The sequence below is a fragment of the Pseudomyxococcus flavus genome, assembly GCF_050038885.1.
Classification (GTDB): domain Bacteria; phylum Myxococcota; class Myxococcia; order Myxococcales; family Myxococcaceae; genus Myxococcus; species Myxococcus flavus.
Map to the genome: position 1 here is coordinate 2,059,080 of NZ_CP143624.1, position 23,225 is coordinate 2,082,304.

General features: G+C 70.0%; 22 protein-coding genes. 3 read left to right on the forward strand and 19 right to left on the reverse strand.

The genetic code is table 11. The features are described 5' to 3' along the window. Position 1: 1 nt before the first annotated feature. Both VZL07_RS08650 and VZL07_RS08655 read right to left on the reverse strand, forming a co-directional pair. Complete coding sequence (locus tag VZL07_RS08650; RefSeq protein ID WP_426754877.1) at positions 2-457, reverse strand: MauE/DoxX family redox-associated membrane protein; 456 nt, start codon at positions 455-457, stop codon at positions 2-4. Next, complete coding sequence (locus tag VZL07_RS08655) at positions 454-1,515, reverse strand: SDR family oxidoreductase (protein WP_426754878.1); 1,062 nt, start codon at positions 1,513-1,515, stop codon at positions 454-456. Before VZL07_RS08655 ends, VZL07_RS08650 begins: the two co-directional genes overlap by 4 nt. 88 nt (positions 1,516-1,603) lie before the next feature. Between VZL07_RS08655 and VZL07_RS08660 the strand changes: the two genes are divergently transcribed. Further along, positions 1,604-2,560, forward strand: coding sequence for a LysR family transcriptional regulator (locus tag VZL07_RS08660; protein WP_426754879.1), 957 nt, complete (start codon positions 1,604-1,606; stop codon positions 2,558-2,560). 21 nt (positions 2,561-2,581) lie between these two features. Here the strand turns inward: VZL07_RS08660 and VZL07_RS08665 are convergent, their stop codons facing one another. Together VZL07_RS08665 and VZL07_RS08670 are read right to left on the reverse strand one after the other, a co-directional pair. Continuing rightward, entirely contained in the window at positions 2,582-2,827 is a 246-nt protein-coding gene (locus tag VZL07_RS08665; RefSeq protein ID WP_426754881.1) for a hypothetical protein, read from the reverse strand. Between the two features lie 140 nt (positions 2,828-2,967). After that, positions 2,968-3,777 (reverse strand): alpha/beta hydrolase, encoded by an 810-nt coding sequence (locus VZL07_RS08670; RefSeq protein WP_426754882.1) that lies wholly within the window; start codon positions 3,775-3,777, stop codon positions 2,968-2,970. 201 nt (positions 3,778-3,978) lie between these two features. Between VZL07_RS08670 and VZL07_RS08675 the strand changes: the two genes are divergently transcribed. Next, on the forward strand, positions 3,979-7,275 hold the full coding sequence (locus VZL07_RS08675; protein ID WP_426757265.1) for a type 2 lanthipeptide synthetase LanM family protein: 3,297 nt from the start codon (positions 3,979-3,981) through the stop codon (positions 7,273-7,275). Further along, complete coding sequence (locus tag VZL07_RS08680; protein WP_426754883.1) at positions 7,232-7,474, forward strand: mersacidin/lichenicidin family type 2 lantibiotic; 243 nt, start codon at positions 7,232-7,234, stop codon at positions 7,472-7,474. The genes VZL07_RS08675 and VZL07_RS08680 overlap by 44 nt, the downstream gene beginning before the upstream one ends. A 90-nt stretch (positions 7,475-7,564) precedes the next feature. On the opposite strand, the gene VZL07_RS08685 is transcribed toward VZL07_RS08680, so the two are convergent. The 15 genes from VZL07_RS08685 to VZL07_RS08755 form a co-directional block, all read right to left on the reverse strand. After that, positions 7,565-7,864 (reverse strand): hypothetical protein, encoded by a 300-nt coding sequence (locus VZL07_RS08685; RefSeq protein ID WP_426754884.1) that lies wholly within the window; start codon positions 7,862-7,864, stop codon positions 7,565-7,567. 8 nt (positions 7,865-7,872) lie between these two features. After that, positions 7,873-9,183, reverse strand: coding sequence for a hypothetical protein (locus tag VZL07_RS08690; protein ID WP_426754885.1), 1,311 nt, complete (start codon positions 9,181-9,183; stop codon positions 7,873-7,875). 290 nt (positions 9,184-9,473) lie between these two features. After that, positions 9,474-10,193: a hypothetical protein gene (locus VZL07_RS08695; RefSeq protein WP_426754886.1), complete on the reverse strand. Its 720-nt coding sequence runs from the start codon at positions 10,191-10,193 to the stop codon at positions 9,474-9,476. A gap of 336 nt (positions 10,194-10,529) precedes the next feature. Beyond that, positions 10,530-11,765 carry a DUF1501 domain-containing protein gene (locus VZL07_RS08700; RefSeq protein ID WP_426754887.1) on the reverse strand — a complete coding sequence of 412 codons (1,236 nt, stop codon included), beginning with the start codon at positions 11,763-11,765 and terminating at the stop codon, positions 10,530-10,532. A 236-nt stretch (positions 11,766-12,001) separates the two neighbouring features. Then, positions 12,002-12,934 carry an alpha/beta hydrolase gene (locus VZL07_RS08705; protein WP_426754888.1) on the reverse strand — a complete coding sequence of 311 codons (933 nt, stop codon included), beginning with the start codon at positions 12,932-12,934 and terminating at the stop codon, positions 12,002-12,004. Beyond that, the gene (locus VZL07_RS08710) at positions 12,931-13,308 is read right to left on the reverse strand and encodes a MerR family transcriptional regulator (RefSeq protein WP_426754889.1); all 378 of its coding nucleotides are present in this window, start codon (positions 13,306-13,308) and stop codon (positions 12,931-12,933) included. Before VZL07_RS08710 ends, VZL07_RS08705 begins: the two co-directional genes overlap by 4 nt. A 168-nt stretch (positions 13,309-13,476) precedes the next feature. Continuing rightward, positions 13,477-14,076 (reverse strand): hypothetical protein, encoded by a 600-nt coding sequence (locus VZL07_RS08715; RefSeq protein ID WP_426754890.1) that lies wholly within the window; start codon positions 14,074-14,076, stop codon positions 13,477-13,479. Positions 14,077-14,192: 116 nt separating this feature from the next. After that, positions 14,193-15,074 carry an endonuclease/exonuclease/phosphatase family protein gene (locus tag VZL07_RS08720; protein ID WP_426754891.1) on the reverse strand — a complete coding sequence of 294 codons (882 nt, stop codon included), beginning with the start codon at positions 15,072-15,074 and terminating at the stop codon, positions 14,193-14,195. Between the two features lie 396 nt (positions 15,075-15,470). Continuing rightward, positions 15,471-17,081 (reverse strand): DUF1800 domain-containing protein, encoded by a 1,611-nt coding sequence (locus VZL07_RS08725; RefSeq protein ID WP_426754892.1) that lies wholly within the window; start codon positions 17,079-17,081, stop codon positions 15,471-15,473. Positions 17,082-17,318: 237 nt separating this feature from the next. Beyond that, complete coding sequence (locus tag VZL07_RS08730) at positions 17,319-18,020, reverse strand: response regulator transcription factor (RefSeq protein ID WP_426754893.1); 702 nt, start codon at positions 18,018-18,020, stop codon at positions 17,319-17,321. Continuing rightward, on the reverse strand, positions 18,017-19,840 hold the full coding sequence (locus VZL07_RS08735; protein ID WP_426754894.1) for a sensor histidine kinase: 1,824 nt from the start codon (positions 19,838-19,840) through the stop codon (positions 18,017-18,019). Before VZL07_RS08735 ends, VZL07_RS08730 begins: the two co-directional genes overlap by 4 nt. A 9-nt stretch (positions 19,841-19,849) precedes the next feature. Continuing rightward, positions 19,850-21,181: a YfbK domain-containing protein gene (locus tag VZL07_RS08740; protein WP_426754895.1), complete on the reverse strand. Its 1,332-nt coding sequence runs from the start codon at positions 21,179-21,181 to the stop codon at positions 19,850-19,852. Between the two features lie 98 nt (positions 21,182-21,279). Continuing rightward, entirely contained in the window at positions 21,280-21,918 is a 639-nt protein-coding gene (ddpX, locus tag VZL07_RS08745; protein ID WP_426754896.1) for a D-alanyl-D-alanine dipeptidase, read from the reverse strand. After that, a complete protein-coding gene (gene queC / locus VZL07_RS08750; RefSeq protein WP_426754897.1) occupies positions 21,915-22,607 on the reverse strand; it encodes a 7-cyano-7-deazaguanine synthase QueC in 693 nt (230 codons plus the stop codon). The genes ddpX and queC overlap by 4 nt, the downstream gene beginning before the upstream one ends. Continuing rightward, entirely contained in the window at positions 22,607-23,212 is a 606-nt protein-coding gene (locus VZL07_RS08755; RefSeq protein ID WP_426754898.1) for a hypothetical protein, read from the reverse strand. The genes queC and VZL07_RS08755 overlap by 1 nt, the downstream gene beginning before the upstream one ends. Positions 23,213-23,225: the final 13 nt, after the last annotated feature.

Sequence of the window (23,225 nt, forward strand, 5' to 3'; positions counted from 1 at the left end):
TTTACGGTTGAGTCCCGCTCGCTGGGGCGCCTCCGCGCCGCCACGCATCGAGGGAGAGGTGGTCGAGATGCACGGTGGCGATGAGCACCACGTAGAACCCGAGGTAGATCATCTGGATGCTCGCCGCGTTCCAGTTCTGCGCGGAGCAGGCGCCGCCAATCAGCAGGAGCATCATCAGCGTGCCGGCCACGAGGACGCTCCGGACCTTCACGCCGACCAGGAGCAGCACGCCGACGAGCGCCTCGGCCACGGGAATCGCCAGGCTCACCGCGTAGACGAGCGACGGCGGCAGCGGGCTCTGCCCGAAGGAGTCGCGCATGCCAGCCGCGAAGCCCGTCAGGTTGGGGAGCCGCACGAGCCCGTGCAGCGCGATGTTGAGCCCCAGGCCGATGCGCGCGAGGCCATACGCCAGCCGCTGGTTTCCCAGGCGGTCCGTGTCCACCTCCGTCTGGCTCATGGCAACACCTTGCGCTGGGAGAACTCGCGGAAGAGGCGGAGGAACATCGCTTCACTGTCGACGACGTCGCCGAAGCCCGCCTGCCGAATCTTGGTGGTGGAGGTAATCACGTCCCAGTCGCACCGGAAGATGAAGTCGCCAAAGGGCCAGGCGGCGAGCTGCGCATAGGGCACGTCGACCAGCCCATGCTTCTCGACGATGCGGCGCCACACCGGTGCCTTGTCCGCCATCATCTCCCGCAGGGAGAGGGTCTGCGGTGGCGCCAGCTCCATGCCGAAGTGCCGCGCGAAGGCGGGCCACACCCGGTTCCAGCGGAAGATGTCGCCGTTGGTGAGGTTGTACGCCTCCCCGCCCGGCGCCTTCAGCGCCGCCCACTCGGAGCCCACGGCGAGCTGCCGGGCGTCCGTCACCTGTGCGAGCCGCCCGTAGCACTCCGCCGTCCCCGGGAAGCGCAGCGGCAGCCCCAGCTCCTTGGAGATGGCCGCGTAGACGCCGATGACCATCGCCAGGTTCATCGGATTGCCCAGGGCGAAGCCACACACCACGTCCGGCCGGAGCACCACCGCGTCCCACGGCCGGCCGGCGGCCCGGGCACGGAGGTAGTCCTCCTGGTCGTAGTAGAAGTTCGGCGGCATGTGCCGCGGGTCGTCCTCCCGCGCGGGCGTGACGAAGGCACCCAGGTGCGCGCCGTAGTACTTGGCACCCTCGTAGAGGACCACGCGCCGGAGCGTCGGAGCGCTCGCATCGACGGCCTCCGTGAGGTTCCGCAGCATGGCGAGGTTCACCGCCACCTGCTCGTGCGGGTCCGCCTTCTCCTGGTAGGCGGCGAAGAAGACGTGGGTGACGTCCTCCAGGTCCGCCAGCGCCGCGCGCGTGGCGTCGGCATCGGTCAGGTCCACCGAGAGGAAGCGGGCGGCCGTCTCGAAATCCGGCGTCCGCCGCGACAGCGCCGTGACACGCCAGCCGGGCTGGGCCGTGAGGTGCTCCACGAGATTGCGGCCGATGACACCCAGGCCGCCCGCCACCAGGGCGTGCGCTTTCCGAGGAACGTTGCTCATGCAAGGTCTCCTTGGCCCATACATCGCGGGCAGCGAGGCGGAAAACAATCCACGCCCGCTCGAAATCATCATTCGATAGCGTCGAAGAATGGATCGCTTCGACGCCATGCAGCTCTTCATCGAGATTTCGGAACGCGGAAGCCTGGCGGCGGTGGCGCGCGCCCGAGGGGTCGCACCGTCCACCGTGACGCTGGCGCTCCAGCAGCTCGAGGCTCGGCTCGGGGTCCAGCTCTTCGCGCGGTCGACGCGCCGCCTGTCACTGTCCTCGGAGGGGGAGCGCTACCGCGAGGACTGCCTGCGCATCCTCGCGGACCTCGCGGAGAGCGAGAGCGCCGTCACCGGCCAGCGCGGCGCCCTCACCGGGCGCCTGCGCATCAGCACCACCAACGACTTCGGCCGGTCCCGCATCGCCCCGCTCGTCCACCGCTTCCTGCGGATGCACCCCGGCGTACGCATCGAGCTGCTCCTGAGCGACACCGTGGTCGACCTCATCGAGGAGCGCATCGACGTGGCGCTGCGCTTCGGTCCCCTGACGGACTCGCGCCTGACGGCGCGCCGCATCTTCACCAGCCGCCGGGTGGTGTGCGCCGCGCGCGCCTACTGGGCCAGGCATCCACCGCCCACGCACCCCAGCGAGCTGGCGCGCCACAACTGCCTCGTGCTCGCCCGGCGCGGTGCGCCCCAGTCGAGCTGGCCCTTTCGCGACGAGGCGGGGCGGACATTCCAGGTGCGCGTCTCAGGGGACCGGATGGCCAATGACGGCGGCGTGCTCCGCGCCTGGGCCCTGGAGGGCGCGGGCGTCATCCTGAAGACGGCCTGCGACGCCGAGGCCGACCTCCAGGCGGGAAGGCTGGTCCCCGTGCTCGAGCCGTTCGCGCTCCCCGCGACGGAGCTGCACGCGGTCCACACGGCGGGCCGCAGCCCGAGCCGGCGGCTGTCGGCCTTCCTCGACCATCTCGAGGAGAACCTCACATCTCCCGAGGCCACACGAGAGGCCCCGGCACGGGCCGCGAAGGGCAAGCCTCCGCGTCCCGCGACACCGTGACAGCTCGAGCTCCGGGACCGCTCAGGGGGTGATGTAACAATGCGTGTTGCCGAGTCCCCCATCTCCCCAGGGGCAGTCGGACGGGCATTCCGACATGCGCTCCATGCAGCACACGCCGTCGCCACAGACAGGGTCGATGAGGGACAGGGAGTCGGTGTCGGTAGCGGTCTCCGGGAGCGCGTCGCCCTCACCAGGCTCCATGACAGGTCCGCAGGCCAGCAGGAACGACGCACTCAACGACACCACCACGGCCATGGCGCTTCGCATGGGAATACCCTCGCAGTCGAATGGGGGATGAAGCGCCCGCCACTCTTCCACCCGGCACGCCTTGAAACCAGACACGGGGCAAGAGCTGTCAGCCCGAAAACAATGACAGACAGCGTCAAGCTTTCATCACCCGCCCGAGCTCAGGGCTGCCCGAGCGCGAACGACGCCATCCGGTTCTTGAACACCTTGCCGGGGTCCTCCAGGACATCGTTGTGCCCTGCCCCGGCCACCGTCTCCACCACGGCCTGGGGAAAGAGCTTGCCCAGCCGGCGTCCCATGTCGACGGGGATGAGCGTGTCCTCCTCGCCGTGGATGATGAGCACGGGCAGCTTCACGGAGGTGGCCTTGGAGGCGGTGTCGTACCGGTCGCGCATCAACAGTCGCGTGGGCAGGAAGGGGAAGGCCATGGCCGCGATGTCGGAGATGGACGTGTAGGGGCTCACCAGCATGACCCGGGCGCCGTGTCCTCGGCGCGCCATCTCCACCGCCACGCCCGTCCCCAGGCTGCGGCCACTGAGCACCGTCTGCTGGGCCGTCACGCCCTTCGCGCGCAGCCAGGTCAGCGCGGCCTCCGCGGCGGCGTAGATGTCCTGTTCCGTGGGACTGCCGGGTGATGCGCCGTAGCCTGGATACTCGACGGCCAGGAAGCCCAGACCCCGCGCCTCCATCAAGGTCCCCAGGCCCACCTGTCCCAGCAACTCTTCACCATTGCCGTGAAAGTGCACCACCGTCGGCGCACCGGGAGGCGCGGGCAGGTAGAACAGGTCCACGTACAGGCCCTCGCCGAGGGGAAGTCGGCTGAAGCCTTCGATGTTCTCCAGGGGCGGCGTCCTTCTGGGCGCCGGATAGAGCAGGGAGCGCTGCAGCGCGAACGCCGCCACGCACAACACGAGGTACAGCGTTCCGAAGGTGGCCAGTACGAGGAAGAGCATGCGGCGCAGCCGAGGCATGACCGCAGTCTGCCCCACTCCACGACGCGACGCGACACCTCGTGACGCCTCGCGCCGTCAGGCCGAATGGCAGACTCACCCTCGATGCCCCTGGCAGATGCGGCATTGAAGGTGCACGATAGGCATTGAGCAGCTTCGTCCTCGACACGCCGTTCAGAGACTCGAACATCCCGGGCCCAGGCTCGGACTGGAGCAGGCGTGATGTCTCCGTGGGTGCTGGGCCATTTCCTGGAGGAGCGGCTTCCGTCCTTGCGCGAGCTCGGCACGCCCGCCTCCGTGGACGCGGCCCGCGCGATGCGGCGCCTGGAGCGCTGGCGCCGGCAGGAGCCCCTCACGCGCGACGCGGTCTGGGCCCAGCGGCTGCGAACCTCGGGCATCACCGAGCAGGAGCTGCACACCCTGCTGGGCGAATCTCCAGAGTCCTTGCACGCGCGCATGGGCGGCCCTCCGCCATGGCTGCATGCCATTGAATGCGCCTACTCCGCCGACGTGGCCGCCCCGCTGGAATGGCCGCGACCCGCCCCACCGGGTGCGGCGCTCCTCGCGCTGGTGGAGCCGCTCGTCAGCGCCGCACATGCCCGGCTCGTGTCCGCCCTGAGCGAATGCCAGCAGGAGACACCCGGCGCGCCCTTCGAACCGGCGAGCGCGGCCCACATGCTGCTCACACCGCTTCCCCGGACGCTGATGCCGCTCCTGGGCCGCACGCTGGCGGTGGAGCTGCAGGCGGCCCAGCTCGAGGGCCAGCTCCAGGGGGCCACCTCGGAAGAGCGCTTCCAGGACTTCGTTCGCCAGCTCCGGCGCCGGGAGGTGGCGCTCGACATCCTTGCCCGCTACCCAGTGCTCGCGCGTCAGGCCGTAGAGCGCATCGAGCATTGGGAGAGCGCGAGCCTGGAGCTGATGCAGCGGCTGGCCAGGGACGCCGACGCGCTGGGGCGCCACTTCCACGGTGGCACCGCGCCGGGCGCGCTGGTGGACATCCAAGGGGGCCTGTCGGACCCGCACCGGGGAGGGCGCAGCGTTTGCGTGCTGCGCTTCAGCTCCGGGTTGCGGCTCGTGTACAAGCCCCGGCCGCTCGCCGCGGAGGCCGCGTTCCAGCAGCTCCTCGTCTGGCTGAATGCGCGAGGACTCACGCCGCCGCTGCGCACGGTGGAGGTGCTTCTCCGGGACGGGTACGGCTGGATGGAGTTCGTGCAGGCCGCGCCCTGCCATTCGTCCGAAGCGGTGCGGCGTTTCCACCTGCGTCAGGGCGGGCTCATCGCGCTGATGTACGCGATGGACGCCATCGACATCCACTACGAGAACCTCCTCGCGGCGGGAGAGCACCCCGTGCTGGTGGACCTGGAGACGCTCTTCCACCCGTACACGCTCGCCCGCTCCCTGCGGAACGTGGAGGCTCAGCCCGGCGCGGTGCTGGATGGCACCGTGCTCAAGAGTGGGCTGTTGCCCCAGCCCGTCTGGCGCTCGCGCGATGGCACCGAGGTGGACTTCAGCGCGCTGGGCGCCGGCGCGAGCCAGCTCACGCCGCTGGGCTACCTGATGCCGACGGAGCACGGCACGGACCGGCTCCGCTTCGAGCGACGACGACTGGAGATTCCCGGCGCGGCCAACCGCCCCCGGCTGGAGGGTCAGGACGTCTCCGCGCTGGAGCACGCGGAAGCGCTCACCGAAGGCTTCTCACACATGTACCAGCTGCTGGTGGACCACCGTGACGCGCTGCTCGCGCCCGGTGGTCCGCTGATGGCCTTCGCGGACGCGCCCGTGCGCGTGCTCTTCCGCGACACCACGAGCTACGGCGCCCTGCTCCATGAAAGCCTGCATCCCCACGCCCTGGGGGATGCGCTGGACCGGCAGCGCTTCTTCGACCACCTCTGGCTCGCCGTGAAGGAGCGCCCCGACCTGGACGCCCTCATCCCCCTGGAGCAGGAGGAGCTCCAGCGCGGCGACGTGCCTCACTTCACCACCCTGCCCGGCTCAAGGGACTTGTGGTCGGGCGCGGGCCGGCAGCTTCCCCACTTCTTCGACGACACCGGCCTGGAGCGCGCGCGGCGGCGGGTGGAAGGCCTGTCACCCGATGACCATCTGCGGCAGCGAGCCCTGCTGAGCAGCGCGCTGGACCGGGTCCGGCTGGCGAACACTCCCGGCGCGCGTCCCAGCTATCCGTTCCGCGAGGCTTCCGAGCCCGCCCACCCGGACGCGCTGCTGACGACGGCGCGACGCCTGAGCGAGCGGCTGGTGGCCCTGTCCTTCTCCGGCGCGGGACATTCCCACTGGCTGTCGCTCGACTTCACGCCGTCGAAGGAGCTGCTGCTCTCACAGGCCGGCGCGGACCTGTACCAGGGGCTCCCTGGCATCGCGCTGGCGCTGGGTTACCTGGGCGCCCTCACGGCCGAGGAGCGGTTCACCCGCGCGGCACGGGGCGCGGTGCGCCACCTGACGTGGCGATTGGAAGTGGCTCCCGCACAGGTGAGCGGAATCGGCATCCTCAATGGCTGGGGCGGAATCCTCTATGCACTGACGCACCTGGGTGCCCTGTGGCGGGATGACTCGCTGTTGGAGAGCGCGGGGACACTCCTGGAGCCCCTCGCCTCAGGCGCGGCGCAGGACGAACACCTGGACCTGGGCGCGGGGTGCGCGGGCGGCATCCTCGCGGTGATCGCATTCCTGGCGCAGCGCCCGTCCGAGAAGGCGCTCCATGTCGCGCGGACCTGTGGAGAACGGCTGGTCCAGCGCGCCGTGCCCCAGGCACACGGCGTAGGCTGGCCTTCCCCCGCGTCCGGAGGACAGGCCCTCTGTGGGCTGTCACATGGCGCCGCGGGCATCGCCCTGGCGCTGCTGAGGTTGTCCGCCGCCACGGGAGAGACGCGGTTCCGGGACACGGCGCTCGCCGCGCTGGAGTACGAGCGAAGCCTCTATTCTCCCGAGGCGAGCAACTGGCCCGACCTGCGCGCCGATACCGGCACGCACGGAGGCGAAGGCCCGAGCTTCATGTACGGCTGGTGCAACGGCGCCCCGGGCATCGGGCTCGCGCGGGTGGCAGGACTGCCGCTGCTCGATGATGCCCGGGTGCGCGAGGAGATTGCCGCGGCGGTGCATGTCACGCGCGAGAAGGGCTTCGGCTTCAACCATGGCCTGTGCCATGGGGACCTGGGCAACGCGCTCTTCTTGTTGGAGGCGGCACGCGCCCTGCGCGACGACGCGCTCCTGCGCCAGACCTACCGCCTCGCGGGCGGCATCCTGCACGGCATCGACGCGCACGGCCCGCTACACGGGCTCCCTGGCAGCATCGAGACCCCCGGGCTGATGGCTGGCCTTTCGGGCATCACCTACGGACTGGCGCGCCTCGCAGCACCGGAGCGGGTGCCTGACCTGCTCTCGGTGGCGCCACCTGAACTCCGGAACCGCAAGGGTTGGCGGTCCGCGGGCAGTCCCTCCACAACCCAAGAGGAGCAGCACCATGAGCCACAGCGACAAGAAGCACATTCTCCGCGCCTGGCGTGACGCTGACTACTACGACAGCCTGTCTGACGCGGAGCGCGCCGCGCTGCCCGCCAGCCCCGCCTCCGTCATGGAGCTGGACGACGCGACGCTGGCCTTCATCACCGGCGGCGACACCGAGTCCACCTGCCCCAGCAACCCCACGCCCGCCCAGCGCACCTGTCTCTTCACCCCCTGCGGGACCTCGCACTGCTGCGCCTGATGCATCGCGGGTCGTGAACTGACGCCAGGACCACAGCTTCAGGGGAGCGGTGGAGCCGTGCCGCTCCCCTGTCGCGCACATGGCCCGGCCTCAAGTGCCGACCCTGGCCGTCCAGGAATCCGTCGCCCCTTCAGGTGTCGCCACGAACAACGTGACGCGGCTCCCCACGGCCGCGGCCCCCCAGTCCGTCACCTGGACAATGTTTGGTGCGCCGCCTGACACACGGACGGTGACGCTTGCCTGAGTATGGCTGTCGTTGACCGCGACGTCCCGACGCTGGCCGTCGACCTCGAGCGTCAGGGTGACATCGCCGCTCGTGGCGCGCATCACCTGGGCTGGGAAAGGGGTCCCGCTCTTGAGGAACAATGGGATGATTCGGATGGCCACCATGTCGACTCCTAGCGAGAGGAGGTTGCGTCAGCGGGAGTGGACCCTTTGCTCTTGAGCTGTACCGGTACCGCGATGCCCAGGAGCCCCATCATCTCGACAGCCTTGGCCGCATCGAGCGTGACGCCCACGAAGCCATCGAACTGCCAGCCTCGATTCTCCTGGTTCTCGAAGAACAAGGTCCCCCCGCTGAGCTTGAAGGGGGCAAGCACCTGCCAGCTCACCCCCAGGAGGAACCCTGGCCCTCCCCGTCGCCGCGCATCACCATGGTTGTCCGCGGTCACGGCCGCGACGCCAATCTCCGCGGAGAGAGAACGCGCGAAGCGCTTCGCGTCGAACCAGAACTGCTCATCACCTCGGAGGCAGCCGGCAGGACACACGGAGACCGCGACGGGATACACGAGGTCATTCATCCTCGTGAGATAGACGGCCCCCGAGGACAGCGAGTACCCCCGCCGCTCCGCCTCTGCCTCCAGGATGTCCTCATGCCCATCCGCCAATTCGGCGGTGACCACGACCACCGCGGCCATCTCTTCCACGCGGGCGTCATGCGCGGCCTCCGCCTGGTCAACGGCTTCCAGATGATGGGCGACCGTGAGCAGGCTTCTCGCTGACTCCAATGCCTTGAGCGCTTCGTTGGAACAGCCACCCTTTGCGCCTGGGTCCAGAGTGCGCCCCAAATCACTGGACACTTCCGAAATGGCCTTGCCCGAAACGTCTGCCGCCAGGTTCTTCACCTCGTCGGCATGTTCGCTGAGGCGCTCCTGGCACGTGTCCTCGACCGAAGCGCCGTCTGGCGGTGGCGTCATTGACGCAGCCTTCTCCAGGCAGCGAGCGGCAGTGCCAATGAGCGCCTGAGGCGTCTCACCCAGAGCCCCTTCCTTGAGCAGCCCGAGACAGGTCTTGGCCCCCGCCTTGAACGTGGCGAGCCCTGCGTCTGTGAGCAGGCCTGATTCGACTTCCTGCTGAGCCTCCAGGTTGAGGCGGATCAACGTCTCATCCGTTGGAACCCACCGCTGGGTGGATGCGCTCTGCTTGAACCCAAAAAACGTGAGCAGCGCGGGAATGGTTCGGGTGTCATCCCTCAAGCGCGCGGATTTGAGCAACTCGAACTTGAGCTCATCCGGGTTGATGGAGGCGTTCGACTTCCAGTCTCCCTTGTGGTCGTGCAGTGCCTGGTCGATCTTCTTCAGCACGGTCAGGTCGAACTGCTTCAACTCCTCCTTGAGCGCCCTTTTCACATCCTCGGATGGGGTGAAATAGTAGGTGAGCCCGACACGGACCTTGTCTCCCGGAAGCACGCGCTCCGAGATATGCACCATCCAGGAGGTGGCATCCCCGAAGGCTTCCGCCTGCGTGGGCTCACCGCCCCCTATCGTGTACGTTGCTTGGAGCCGCGTGTTTTCACCTCGGAAGGGGTCCACGCGCTTGGGACATCGCAGGGTGTATCCGCGCGTGCCGCTCTCGAAGAGCTTGCACAGCGCGGGTCCCAGCTCACCTCGCGCGGGCGCTTCATCCGTCCCTGACCCTCCGGCGAGGGCTCCGCTCGAGAGGAACATCAGCACAGCGGGGAGAATCCACACCCGCTTGCACAGCGTCATGCGAAGCGTGCTCATGGCGCGGGCGCCTCCTCGGCAGGGAGAATCTGGATGTCGAACTTGCCGATCCGTGATTCCGCCCCTGTGCCTCCGCTGCCGACCAGCCCGAAACGCACCTGCGCGGTCGTGGGGGCCGTCACGGCGCCCTTCAGGCGGACCTCCCACCGAACCACGCCCACCGTCACCATCCCCATGACGATGTTCGCCGTGGTCGTCCGTGTGGAGCGAGCCTGCGCGGCATCGCCCTCCATCAGCGCCACCGGCGAATCCACCCCGCCAAAGACCTCCGCATAGATATCCAGGTTGTTGATGGGCTGTGACTGGTCATCCACGGCTTGCACATAGATGTGTTGCGCTTCGGTCTCCCCCACCTTCAAGACAACGGGCTCCACCGGAAAGGGCGTGAGCCGGACCTTCGAGATATCGGGAACGATTTCCACCGTGACCTGGGCCAGACTGGCGGAGGGGGACGCATCTGGCTCCCCCAGATTTTCGGGCCGGGCCAGCGAGGCCGCGAGCTGAGCGACGCCATACGGCGCATCCGGCTTCACGCGGAACCGGAGACGCGCGGCGCCTCGCAGTCCCGTCCCTTCGTCAAAGCCTGTCGTGCCAACCAAGGGCCCCGAGTCCTGGGCGTCGAGGAGCTCGAATCGGGAGTCATCCAGCTCGAGGAACACGACCTGGACGTCGTCCACCGCATAGGCGTCATCATTCAAGGCCTGAACGACGAACACGCCCTCCTGCTCAGGTCTCAATTGGAGGGGTTGCTCGGCGGGAAGCCGCGTCACCAGCTTGCTCGCTGGTGCCGAGCGGTCCTCCACACATGCCAGCAATGTCAGGACAGGAAGAAATGCCATCCACCGGATGAGGCCCTTCACGCTTCCCCCTCGGACAGCCTTGACGTGACACGCCACCGCCCCCACGACGCGTCCTGGAGCATACAGCCGATATGTCAAACAGGCAACACAGCCCCCTGTGAGTCAAACGCAACCAGGTGCCGTGACGCAGCCGTGTCCACGGCGGCACCAGGGCTGTCTCGTCCAAGCATTGAGGCAGAAGAAGTGCTGCCTCTAACCGAACAAGCCCAAGGATGCGGGTGGCGTGAAGCCAGGGAACACCTTCGCCAATGACACACCGGGTCGGCAGGCGCGCAGGGCTTCCGCCAGCGGAGCGCGCACGTCCGTCCACGCGGGGACGTCGCGGCCGTCCTGCAACCGGTCCGTCTCCAGCGGCTCGAAGCGCCCGTACACCTTGCCGCCCTTCACGCCGCCCCCCAGCACCAGCATCGCGCTGCCCACGCCATGGTCCGTGCCGCGGCTGCCATTCTCGCGCACCGTGCGGCCGAACTCGGTCAGCACCACCACTGTCACCTGCTCCAACCGGGGTCCCAGGTCCTCGGCGAAGGCGGACAGGGCACCGCCCAGCTCCTGGCAGCGGTTGGCAAACGCGCCCGTCGCGCCCCCTTGGGCAGCGTGTGTGTCCCAACCGCCAAGCTCGGTGGCCGCCACTTCCAGCCCCACCTCACCGTGGATGAGCCGCGCGATGTCCCGCAGCCGCTGCCCGAGCTGCCCCTTCGGGTACGCCACCTGCGTGCGTGAAGGCAGCTTCGCCAGCCGGTCCTCGTCGAGCTGGGACATCGCCTCGAAAGCGCTCTGCCCCGTCGTGCGCAGCGCCTCGTCCACGGCACCCGCATAGAGCGCGCTGAACCCCCGCGTGGCCTCCTCGCCTCTGCGTCCGCCACGCAGCCGGAACTCCTCCAGGCGCCCCATCGCCACGGCGCCAGCATCTCCGAACAGGGCCCGGGGCAGCGTGGGCTGTAGCGCCACCGCCCGGAGCGCGGCGCCCTCCGCCTCATCCAGCGAGCGATTGAGCCAGCCATCGGGCGTGGACTTGCGCCCCGGCGTACCGGACTCCACGAAGTCCTGCGCGTCGAAGTGGGAACGCACGGGCTCTGGCAGCCCCACGCCGTGAAGTACCGCCAGCCGGCCGTCCCGCCACAGCGGCATCAGCGCCTCCAGCCTTGGATGCAGGCCAAAGGGCCCCGACAGCTTCAATGCGGCATCCGGCCCCGTGGCCTTCAGCGCCAGCGTGGGCCGTGCCCGGTGATACGCCGCGTCCTCCACCGGCGGCACCAGCGAGAGCCCGTCCGCGCCTCCACGCAGGAAGACCGTCACCAGGGTGCGACGCGCGGATGCGGGTGGACTGGCCGCGAGCGCCCGTCCGAGGAAGCCGGGCACCATGGCGAAGGCCGCGCCCGACACGCCCAGGGCGCGCAAGAGATGGCGGCGAGTCAGCAACGTGCTCATGACTTCTGGCACTCCAGAGAATCGATGTGGGACCTCCGCAGCGGCAGGTGCCCATCCTCCAACGCCCGCCCACGGCGAAAGTTGCAGGCCGCTCCGCACATGGAACCCAGGAGCTTACAATGCAGCGCCAGGCACGCGGGCCAACACCGATGACCGCGACGAACCGCTCCGGCCATTCAGCGCCGCATGCACTGAGCCGGCAACGCCCCCGCGTCCGGGCACAGCCAGCGTCCGCATCAGCGCAGGCCATCCAGGAGCGCGGCGAGCTGCTCCGGTTGGGATGCGAACGGCGAGTGTGAGGACTCCAAGGTGTCGACAGTGAAGGCGTTTCCGGGCGTGAAGGCGTTGGCCTCGCGAATCATCAGGTCCTGGAGGGCGGGAGCCAGCGCCCGGTCCTGGGCGCAGCGAATGTAGCTGCGGGGAATGCGGCCCCAGCGCTCCTTCGTCGCGCCGACCTTCGACGTCCACAGCGATAGAGGAAGGTCCGGCGTCAGGCTGAGTGCGAAGGGCATGAAGGCCGCCCGGGGCACGTCCTGATAGTACGCCTCTCGGAGGGACTCCAGGTAGGCGAGGCTGCCGCGTGGGTTGATGCGCACTGCCCCCAGCTTCGCCGGGTCACCCTGGAAGAGCGCCTCGCCGTAGCCCGTGCGCGCCTCGGGCAGTGCCCCATATCCACTGGCGCTCCCCAGGCGCAGCGGGCAATACGCGCTCAGATAGACGAGCCGGCCCATGAGCTGGGGCGCCAGCTCTCCTGCTCGGGTGATGACGGTGCCGCCCGCGCTGTGTCCCACGAGCACGGGCTTCGCTCCACCAGCCCCGCGGCGCAGCTTCTCCAGGGCAGCCACCACCGCGGCAGCGCAGTCCTCCAGCGTGACCTCCGCCAGGGGCGAGCGCTCCTCGCCAAGCCCCGCCGCATTGCCCGTCACGTAGGCGCTGGGGAAGCGGGCGTTGAGACCATGGCCGGGAAGGTCGATGGCCATGACTTGATGTCCCCGCGCGGAGAGCGCCTCCGCGACGCGCGTCCAGTGCAGGGCGTTGTGCCACGCACCATGCACCAGGAGGAAGGCGCGTCGTGGACCCTGGCCGCGGGCAGCGGCGGCGAAGGCGTTCCGCATCGGGAGCATCCCCGCTCCGATGAGGGCGCTCGTCATCACGTCACGGCGGTTCATGGGTGCCTCATCCGATGAAGGGGACGGGTGTGCGCATTCGCGTCGAGAGACCGGGCGAGCCGCTCGCGGCGACTCGCGAGCTCCTGAATCTGAAGGTCGAGCTCCGCCAGCCGCTCGCGGTGGAGTGCGAGCGCATCCGGGCAGACGGCTCGCGTCGCCTCACGGAGCATGCAGCGCGGAAACGTGGAGATGTCCTTCAGGGAAAAGCCCATTCGGATGAAGTGGGCCACCTGCATCACCCGCTGCACCGCCTCCGCGTCGAAATCCCGATAGCCATTCTCGCGGCGCTGCGACGAGAGGAGCCCCGCCTTCTCGTAGTGCCGGATGGAGCGCGCACTGCACCCCGTGCGCAGGGCAAGTTCACCAATGTTCATCTCGCTCTCCTGGAAACGGACGCTAGCGCCTGACACCCGTGTCAAGGTCAAGCCTCGCTTCAGGCCCCTGGTGTATGGACCTTCGTCTGTCCGGTAATGGGCTGGAAGGCCGCGCCTCCACGGGTCCCGGCCGGAGCGTCGGCGCCCCGGGCGTGGGGGCGCCGGCTGTCACGGAGCTCGGCGCGCTGGAGCAGGCCGAGGCACGCGAGCCCGAGCGCGGCCCCCATCGGCGCGTCGCCAGCGGAACGTCAGCCCGGCGTGGCCCGCCATCTGACGGCGACCCCCACCGAGGTCGAAGGGAAGCTCGAAGCCGCCCTCCGCTCGGACTTCGAGAGACGGGCTCAGTCGGTACGCGATGCCCAGTGAGCCGCCCGGCGAGGCCAGCAGGTGCGTGCCGGCGAAGCGGCCCTGGAACATGGTGAGCGGTCCCGCGACGGACCCCATCAGCGAGGCGCCTCCCGTGAGGGTCCAGGCTCGCCCCAGCCGATAGTCGACCAGTGCCTGTCCACCGAGACGGAGGTTGACCGGTTCGGTGTAGTTGTTGGTGACGGGCACGTACCAGACGCCCGCGCTCGGAGCGAGCGACACCGTCCACGATGGCGTGTCGAGGAGCCGATGCCGGGTCCCGAGCTCGAGCCCCAGGAGCGTGAGACGACCGCCCCAATCCCAGTTCTCACCTGCCCCCTTGCGGAAGGTGAGCTCCGGCATGGGCAGATAGGCCCGCTCCCGGCCGCGCTCGAAGGCAATCGCATTCAGGGAGACGCCCACGTCGGTCGTCCCGACGGGAGTCGTCGCCGCGCCGAGGTTCCGCACTCCGCCGAGGCAGCCGGAAGTGCAGACGAGAACCCCACTGGCCCACAGTGCCTTCATGACGTGCCGCTGCGTCATGGCGGCCACGCGAAGCGAACCCAGACGGGGTGGTGGTCGCTTCCGGCGGGCCGCCTGTCCACGCCGCGCTCCAGCGGCGACAGTCCTCGGGCGAAGACGAAGTCGAGCGGGAAGCCGCCAATCACCGAATCCACGGTGTCCCCCACGCCCTCAGAGGCCCATTGAAATCCACGCCCCGAGAACAGCTTCACGACCTGCTCGAGGCTGCCCGGGTCGGAGGTGTTGAAGTCACCAGCAATGACTTGCACGGGCCCCATTCCGTCGACCGCGTCGATGATGGTCTCCGCCTGGTCGAGCCGCCCACCGAGCCCGACGATGGGCGTCGCATTGTGCGCGGAGACCGCCTGGACAGGCGTCCCGCCGATGTCCAGCGTCGCGATGACGGCGATGCGGCGCTGCTGGTGGTACGGGTCGTCATGGGGCAGGTGGACCTTCCGGTCCGTGGTGATGGGCCACCGGCTCAACACCGCGTTGCCGAAGTCACCGCCATCCACCTGCACCGATGCGGGGTAATAGACGTAGGCCAGCCCGAGCTCCTTCGCGATGCGATCCACCGCGGTGGCATCCATCTCCTGCATCACGATGACGTCCGCCTCCGAGAGTGGCGTGCGCTGGAGTGCGGTGATGGCCTCGGTGACGTTCTCCGCGAAGGCGAGGTTGAACGTCACGACCGTGAGCGAGGAGGCCGCCTGCGTGGCGACAGGACCGGGCGCTCGATAATCTCCGCTGTACCTCGGTCCGGCTTCATCGGTGTAGTTCTCCGCGATCGGGCAGCCCGTCAGGAGCGCGAGCATCAGGAGCACCCACGCCGGCGCGGCGAGCCGCCGGGGGGAGCCGTGCCGCCAGCCGCCTTCTCCCGTGCCAGGCAGCGGTCCCACGAGCCCATCCAAGCTGAGAGGCCCCTGCTCCGGCTCAAACCCCCTCCTCCGATGGAAGACGTGCCGCCGTAACGCGACCGACCTCCACACGGTCCGGCGTGCTGCATCGCGCTGCGAGGATGAACTCATTGGCGGCCCAGAACGGCGCGGGGCGCCAGAGATTCCACCCATCGCGGACGCTAGAGCAGTACCGCTTCCTCGAGTGGAGGCAGGGCCGCGGAGAGAACACCCCTTGGTTGGATGGCAGCCCGCCCTGCTGCCCGTGCCCCTGCGCACGAAGCCACGTTCGCGCGGGCGGGCAGGAAGCAGAGCGCTCGTCTTGGGCACGGCGCGACTGCATCCCTGGCGCCCCGCTTCGTCCGCATGCACGGGCACGGAAGCCGAGGGCACGCTTCGCTATTGCTTCTGGAACTCCGGTGAGCCCAGCAGCAGCCCGGCGATGAGCGGGACGTCCACGGGACGCGGCTCGCCCACCGCGCTGGCGGCCTCGGCGCGCTTGGAGAGGGCCTCCAGGATGGTGGCCCGGGTCTGGTCCGAAGGCGGCGCGCCCAGCAGGGCGTGGCCCAGCGCGTCCACCCAGCCCTCCTCGGTGGGCGTCGCGGGCGTGGCCAGCGACTTCAACGCCACCTGCGTCCCCGGCATGCGGCCGGAGACCAGCTCCAGGCTGAAGTTGAGCCGGGCCACCAGGGAGCCACTGTTCACCCACGGCTCGGCCACCTCGGGGAAGCCCGTGGGCGCCGGGGCCCGGAAGAGCGGCTCGCCCATCTTCGCCAGTGACTGCACCAGCCTGGGACGCACCGTCAGCTCCGCATGGGTGGCCCGCAGCGCGGACACCACGAACTCGAAGGGTGTCTTCACCTTCGTCCCGCGTGCCTCGGGCGCCCAGAACTCGGGCGACTGGAAGAGCGCGCGGTACACGGTGGGCAGGTCCCCCTCCGAGTCGAGGAACACCTTCGCCACCCGCTCCACCAGCGCGGGCGGCGGCGTGTCCGAGACGAAGCGCCGCGCCAGCCGGGTCGCCACGTGGCGCGCGGTGGAGGGATGGCGCGCCAGCAGGTCCAGCACCTGCTCCCCGTCCGCCATGCTCCGCTGGCCCGGGATGCGCTGCCCCAGCACCGTCTTGTCCTCCGCGTCGTGTGCCCGTCGCCGGAAGAAGAAGGCGGGCGCCTTGCGGGGCTTGCGGATGCTCCAGCCGGTGAAGCAGCGGGCCACCTCGCGCACGTCCTGCTGCGTGTAGCCGCCGTCCACGCCCAGCGTGTGCAGCTCCAGCAGCTCGCGCGCGTAGTTCTCGTTGAGGCCGGGCTTCGGCGCCTCGGGCTCCTCGTCCTCCTCGGGCTGCGCCGTCTCCTCCAGGCGTGAGGGCATGCCGTCGCGGGTGCTGCGCCAGTTGTCCAGGTAGAAGAGCATCGCCGGGTGGCGGGCCGTGGCTCCGAGCAGCTCGCGGAAGCGGCCGAAGACATTCGGACGGATGGCGTCACGCTCGTACGACGTCACCATCCACCGGACCGCGCCCTTGTCCGCGGACACGTTGAAGTGGTTGAACCAGAAGTCCACCAGCACCTCTTCGAGCTGGTTGGGGCTCTCCACCGCCCGCAGCAGCTTGGCGGCGGACTGCTCCATGACGATGCGCGCGGGCCGCAGAGGCTCGCGGCCGTCGAGCAGGGCTTGCTCCCGCTGTTTCCGCGGCGGGTAGTCCCGCACCAACTCCGCCATGGACATCGTCAACGTGGGCAGTTCCTGGAGCTTCGCCTCCAGCGCGGGGGGAAGGGGCGCCCCCGGCCGGGCGAGCTGCGACTCCATCCACCCTTCCACGCCCAGACGCCGCATGTCCGCCAGCGCCTGCGTGGACGGCCCGAACGCCAGCCTCCGCAGGACGTGGACCGCGCGGGCCTCATCGAAGGCGGGCCGCTCCGCCATGGCCGTCGGCGCCGCCGTGGCCGTGGGGTGCGGTCCGCCCGCGCATGAGAGCACGGCAATCGCCAGGAATCCGACAGGCAGCAGTCGCATGACAGAAGGGGAACACCGTGGGACGCCAGAAGTTACGTCACGAAGATGCGAGGCAGGCACGTGGGCCGCAAGCCGTTGCCACCGACGCGCGGGTGCGCGTGGACCTGGACACCGACGGCGACGTGCGGCGTGTCGCCTCCCATGCCTGCTGCGGGTGGACGCGCCCCAGACGCCCACCTTCATCGACGCGGCGTGAGCGCGGGCCGAGCGGCCGCGCCGCACCCCGCGGCGCTGACCTCAGGCCGCTTCGATTTCCATCCGGTAGCCCACGCCGCGCACCGTCTGGATGGCGAAGCGGGACGTGCTGTTCCACCCCAGCTTCTTCTTCAGGCTGGAGACGAAGTTGTCCACGGTGTGCGGGTCCACGACGACGTCGCGGCCCCACACCGCGTCCAGGATTTCGTCCCGGCGCAGCACGCGCTCCCGCTCGCGCACGAGGAAGGCGAGCAGGTCGAACTCCGTCCGCGTCAGCTCCACCGGCGTGCCCGCGGGCGTCTCCACCTTGCGGCGGTCCAGGTCCAACCGGTAGCCCGCGAAGCGCAGGCCCTTCACCGGGGCCGCGCCGGAGCGGCGCACCAGCGCCCCCACGCGCGCCAGCAGCTCGCGCAGCCGGTAGGGCTTGCCCAGGTAGTCCTGCGCGCCCGACTCGAAGCCCCGCACCACGTCGTCCTCCAGGGTGCGCGCGGTGAGCATCAGCACGGGCGTCGTTACGCCCTCCTCCCGGAGCGCGCGGCACAGGGTGTAGCCGTCACCGTCCGGCAGCATCACGTCCAGCAGGATGAGCTGGAAGTCGCGCCGGGCCAGGTGCTCGCGCGCCGCGCGCACGCACGTGGCTTCCTCCACCGCGTAGCCCCCCTGGTTCTCCAGGTTGTCACGCAGCGCGAGTCGCAGGTTGGCGTCGTCCTCCACCAGGAGGAGCGCGGGAGTGGATGAGGTCATGTCATCACCGTGTGAGGAAAGCGAAGCTCGAAGGTGGTGCCTTCCGGACTCGAAGCGGCCACGTGCAGCGTGCCCCCGTGCACGCGCATGATGCGGCGGCACAGGGCCAGTCCCAGGCCGCTGCCGGGCGCGTCGTGGCCCTGGCCGGGCAGGCGGACGAACTCCTCGAAAGCGCGCTCCCACTGGGCCCGGGGGATGCCCACGCCGTTGTCGGAGAAGCGCACCCGGCCATCCGCCAGGGCCTCCACCCGCAGGCGCACCGGGCTGCGGGTGTTGTAGGCGCAGGCGTTGCGCGCGAGGTTGGAGAGGAGCAGGCGCAGGAGCTGGCCATCCGCGCGAAGGGTTCGCTCCCCCACATCCGCCTCCAGCTCCACGGGCACCTTGGACCAGGCCTCCAGGTCGCGGCGCAGCTGGGCCACCAGCTCGTCCAGGCGCACCGGCTCCAGCCTGGGCACCCAGCGGCCCTTGTCGATGCGGTTGAAGGACAGCAGGTTCTCCACCAGGAAGCCCAGCCCATCCGCTTCCCGGACGATGCGCGCCGGGTAGTCCCGCGCGTCCGTGCCCTCCGCCAGGCGCCACTCCAGCGTCTCCGCCAGCAGCCGGATGGAGGCCAGCGGCGTGCGCAGCTCGTGCGACACCGTGGCCACGAAGTCACTCTTCAGCTCGAGGAAGCGCAGCTTGCGGTGCTGCGCCACGAAGGCCAGCGCGGCGATGCCCAGGGCCAGCACCGCGCACAGGGCCACCATGCCCGTCTTCAGCCGGTAGCGCCGCTCCAGCGCGCCCTGGGCCCGCGCCCACTCCGGCGTGTCCACGGACAGGGGCAGCGCCTCCAACGGCAGCACCTCCGCGTCCGCCAGCAGCCGCACCTGCCCGTCCGCTTCGAGCAGACCGCGCTCCCGCATCTCCCGCGTGAGTGACTGGAGCAGCGCGCCCGCGTCCACCGCCACGCCTCGCACGTGGCTGCCGCCGCGCGGCTCCAGGTACCACCCCGAGCGCACCAGCGCGGGGCCTGGGAGCGTCCGGGGCAGCGGCAGCGGCTCGGCGGCGAGCTCGGCGGCGCGAGCCTCGAAGTCGTCCACCGGAGCGCCCACCTTCGCGGAGAGCGCGGCGATGCGCTCGCGCAGGAAGTCGAAGTCCGCGGGCGTGAAGCGCGCGCGGCGCAGGAGCAGCAAGCGCTGGAGCCCATCCAGCCGCCCTCCCCGGCCGTCCGCCAGGCCGTCGCGCACCAGCGAGTGCATCAACTGGGGTACGGGGTCGCCCCGCTCCGCCAGCGACTCCAGCACCACCAGGAAGCCCGGCACGTCGCGCGTGGACGCGAGCACGTACTGCGAGCGGTGCTGGAGCAGCGCCATCAACGCCACCGTGGACGCGCGCCGGTCGCCCCGCGCCAGGGCCCGGTCCACCTCGCGAATCAGGGCGAGCCGCTCCGCCCAGGGGTCCTCCGGCTCGTCGGCCCGCTCCGTGCCAGCACGCAGGCCCGCGTAGCGTGCCTTCGCGGGGGCGTCGTCGCCGGTGTCATGGAGGGCCAGCCGGGGCAGCAGCTGCGTGCCCCGCTCGCGCAGATAGAGGCCCGCGGCGGGCGCGAGCGGATCCAGGGCGGCGGCCTCCAGGGCTGGGCGCGCCGCTTCGAGCCTGTCTCGCAGCGACTGGGCCAGGGAGGCGCGGGCGTACTGCTCCAGCGCCTCGCGACGGGAGTCGAGCGAGGCCTGCGCGTCGTCGCGCTCGGCGGCGAAGATGCGCTGGAGATAGCCCAGGCCCCAGGCCAGCCCGACGAAGCCGAGCAGGAGCGCGATGAGGGTCGGCAGCAACCGGCGGAGCATGGGTGCGGCTCAGTTCCCCAGCGCGGGCACGTCGTCGAAGTCCGAGCTTCCCGCCGGCACCAGCCGCTCGAAGCGGTCCTTGCGCGTGTCCAACGCCTGCGCCTTGCGGATGAGCGCCCCCAGCTCCACCACGTCCTTCCGGCCGCGCAGCGGCTCCCCGATGCCGTCCCACAGCGCCAGCAGCCGGGGCCAGTCCAGGGCGCGTGTCCAGAAGGAGCCCCGCAGCTTCTCCGCGAAGGCGGAGGCCACGTACGCCAGCCGCGTGGACGCGGTGGCCCGCCCGTAGTCGGAGCGCAGCGTGCTGGAGGGCATCAGCATCTGCACCCGGCGCCAGCTGGTCGAGGTGCCCTGCTCGTACCGGACCCGGAGCATCCCGAAGGCGATGGCGGGACCGCTCAGCTTCACCTCGTGGATGGCGGTGACCGTTTGACCGGCGGCCAGCGGGAAGAGCTCCGTCTCGTCGCCGGCCTCGAGCGGCTCGGGGGACGGCGACAGGTACTCGTACCCCACCAGCCGATAGCGGGCGACGGACTGCCGGTTGAACTCCACCTGGACGCCCACCTCGCGGACGGCCTCGCGGGCCGTCACGGAGATTCGCACCACGTGGTAGCCCTTGCGGCTGGGCGAGGGGAACCCCTCGACGTAGAGCTGGAAGGGGCCGTAGGGCTCGCCTTCGTTCCCCTGGTTGAAGCTGTTGATGAAGGCCTCCGTCCGTACCACGCCTTCGCCAGGCAGGACGTCGCGCGACAGGTAGTCACGCGCCACGGCGTAGGCGCCGGTGTCCACGGCCACGGGGAACTCCGAGACGCGCGACTCCTCCGTGTCGATGGTGGGGTTCACCCCGAAGCCGCGCGTCTCGATGCCGGACACCGGCTTCCCCAGCGACGCGCGATAGACGGTCTGCCAGGCACCATCCGGCACGAGCACGGGCAGGTGCTGCAACGTCCACGCGGGTGCTCGCTCGCGGTCGTTGTCGGACGGCGTGGGCGCGAGGACGGAGGGACGTGACGGAGCCGTGGGAGCGAGCGCCACCTCCACGCGCGTCTCCTGTCCCGTCTTCACCACGAGGTCCGTCCGGGAAAGCGCCTGGAACGACTCCTTCTCGAAGCGGAGCGAATAGGCGCCCTCCGCCAGCTCGGGGAACCGGAAGCCGCCCTGCGCGTCCGTCACCGTGGAGCGGGACTCCGCCAGCACCGACGAGGTGGCGGTGACGCGCACTTCCGGAACCGGGCTCCGGTCGCTGGCATGCACGACGGTGCCAGAGAGAATCCCCGCCGCCCGCGCTGGCGCGGCCAGCAGCAGAAGGACGACACAGAGGGCATTGCAGAGGGTGGGCTTCATGGTGGGTGCCATCCCGGGCCACGCACGCCGTGACCACCCTGGGGAGGTACCTGCAGCGTGCCGCAGGCGGGCCCTCCGTTCATCATGGTTTCATCATGTCATGGAGGTGAGAAGGGCACGTCCAGCACCGGCCGCTTCCTCGCGTCCGGCAGGTCGTAGTGCCACCACTCCATGCGGTTGCGCTTGAAGCCCGCGCCCTCCATGGCCTCCCGCAGGATTTCGCGGTGCTTGCGCGACGCCTCGGAGCCACCGGCGTAGCCGTGGTGCGCGGCGGGGCTGAAGGTGTCGAAGGGGGTGGGCATCTCCAGCTCCTTGCCGTCCAGCGTCGTCAGCGTGAGGTCCACCGCCCCGCCCCGGTTGTGGTTGGAGCCGGTGCGAGGGTTGGCGACATAGCCGGGCACCGGCATGATCTTCCACATCTCCCACTGCACCGCGCGAGGCCGGTAGCAGTCGTACACCTTCAGCCGGTAGCCCTTGGCGCGCAGCGCGGCCGCGGCCTTCTTCAGCCGCTGCGCCGACTCGGGCAGCAACAGGCAGCGGGCCGTGTCCGGGTACACCTTCCGCTTGAGGAAGTTGTCCTCCGTCGCGTAGCGCAGGTCCACGACCAGGTCCTCCACCACCGTGGTGGCATCCACCAGCGGCGCGGCGGCCTTCGGCGTCCCCGCGTCCTCGGCGAGCGCGGCGCCGGAGACGAGGCCCAGCGCGGCCACCACGCCCCAGCCCGCGCGCGGCGTCATGCGGGCTCCGTGTAGCGCGTGGGGTCCGGGACGCCCGCCTCCTCGAAGCCCTTCTTGCGCAGCAGGCAGCTGTCACAGCGCCCGCACGCGCGGCCCTGGGCATCCGGGTCGTAGCAGGAGTGTGTCAGCCCGTAGTCCACGCCCAGCCTCACGCCCTCGCGGATGATGTCCGCCTTCGTCAGGCCGGACAGCGGCGCATGCACGGTGAAGCGCGCGCCCTCCACGCCGGCCTTGGTCGCCAGGTTGGCCATCGCCTCGAACGAGCGGATGAACTCCGGCCGGCAGTCCGGGTAGCCGCTGTAGTCCACCGCGTTGACGCCGATGTAGATGTCCGTGCTGCCCACCACCTCCGCCAGCCCCAGCGCCAGCGAGAGAAAGAGCGCGTTGCGCGCGGGCACGTACGTCACGGGGATGCCGTGGCTCATCTCGTCCGCGGGCCGGTCCTTGGGCACCTCGATGTCCGCCGTCAGCGCGGAGCCGCCCACCTGCCGCAGGTCGATGGACACCACCCGGAAGTCCGTCACGCCCATGGCCGCGGCGACCTTCTTCGCCTGCTCCAGCTCGACGGCGTGCCGCTGCCCGTAGGCCACCGCCAGACAGACAGGCTCGAAGCCCTTCGCCCTGGCCATGGCCAGGCACGTCGTCGAATCCAGCCCCCCCGAAATCAACACCACCGCGCGCTTCGCCATCAATCCCTCCGCTCTCCCTGCACGGTGTACACCGTCGTACAGGTCGTCGGCTGGCAATTGCAGTTGCGGGTGCCTGGCAGGAAGACGTCCGTGAGCGAGCCGCATGCCAGCGACACGTCGTAGCCATTCTCCGTGGGCCCCGGCACCGAGCCGTCGGGAATGCCTCCGTCGAACTGGCGGCAGTCGCGGTTGAGCGCGCGCGCCTGGCTGTCGCTGAAGAGCGTCACCTTCAGCGTCTCGTCGATGGCGGAGTCCTCGCAGCCCGTGCCACACGTGGCGCGCGGCGCGACGGCCCGCAGGTTGGACATGGCCTCCTGCCCTGTATAGGCCGCGTTGCGCGAGTAGTTCTGCACGGTGAAGTAGCCCGTGCCCGCGTCCGTGTCGCGCGAGAAGGTGCCCTCGAAGAGGAACACGCCCGCGTCATTCAGCTGCGCGAAGTCCGGCACCGAGGCGTCGCATGTGGTGCGTGCGGCATCCAGGCGCGCCTCGAAGTGGAAGGTGCCGAGCACCTGGTTGCCCGGGTACACCGGTTCGGAATAGCAGGCCATCGCCACGGCGACGGCCGTGACGGGCAGGGCGGCGAGAGCAAGGCGCTTCACGTGCATGGCGCGGCAACGC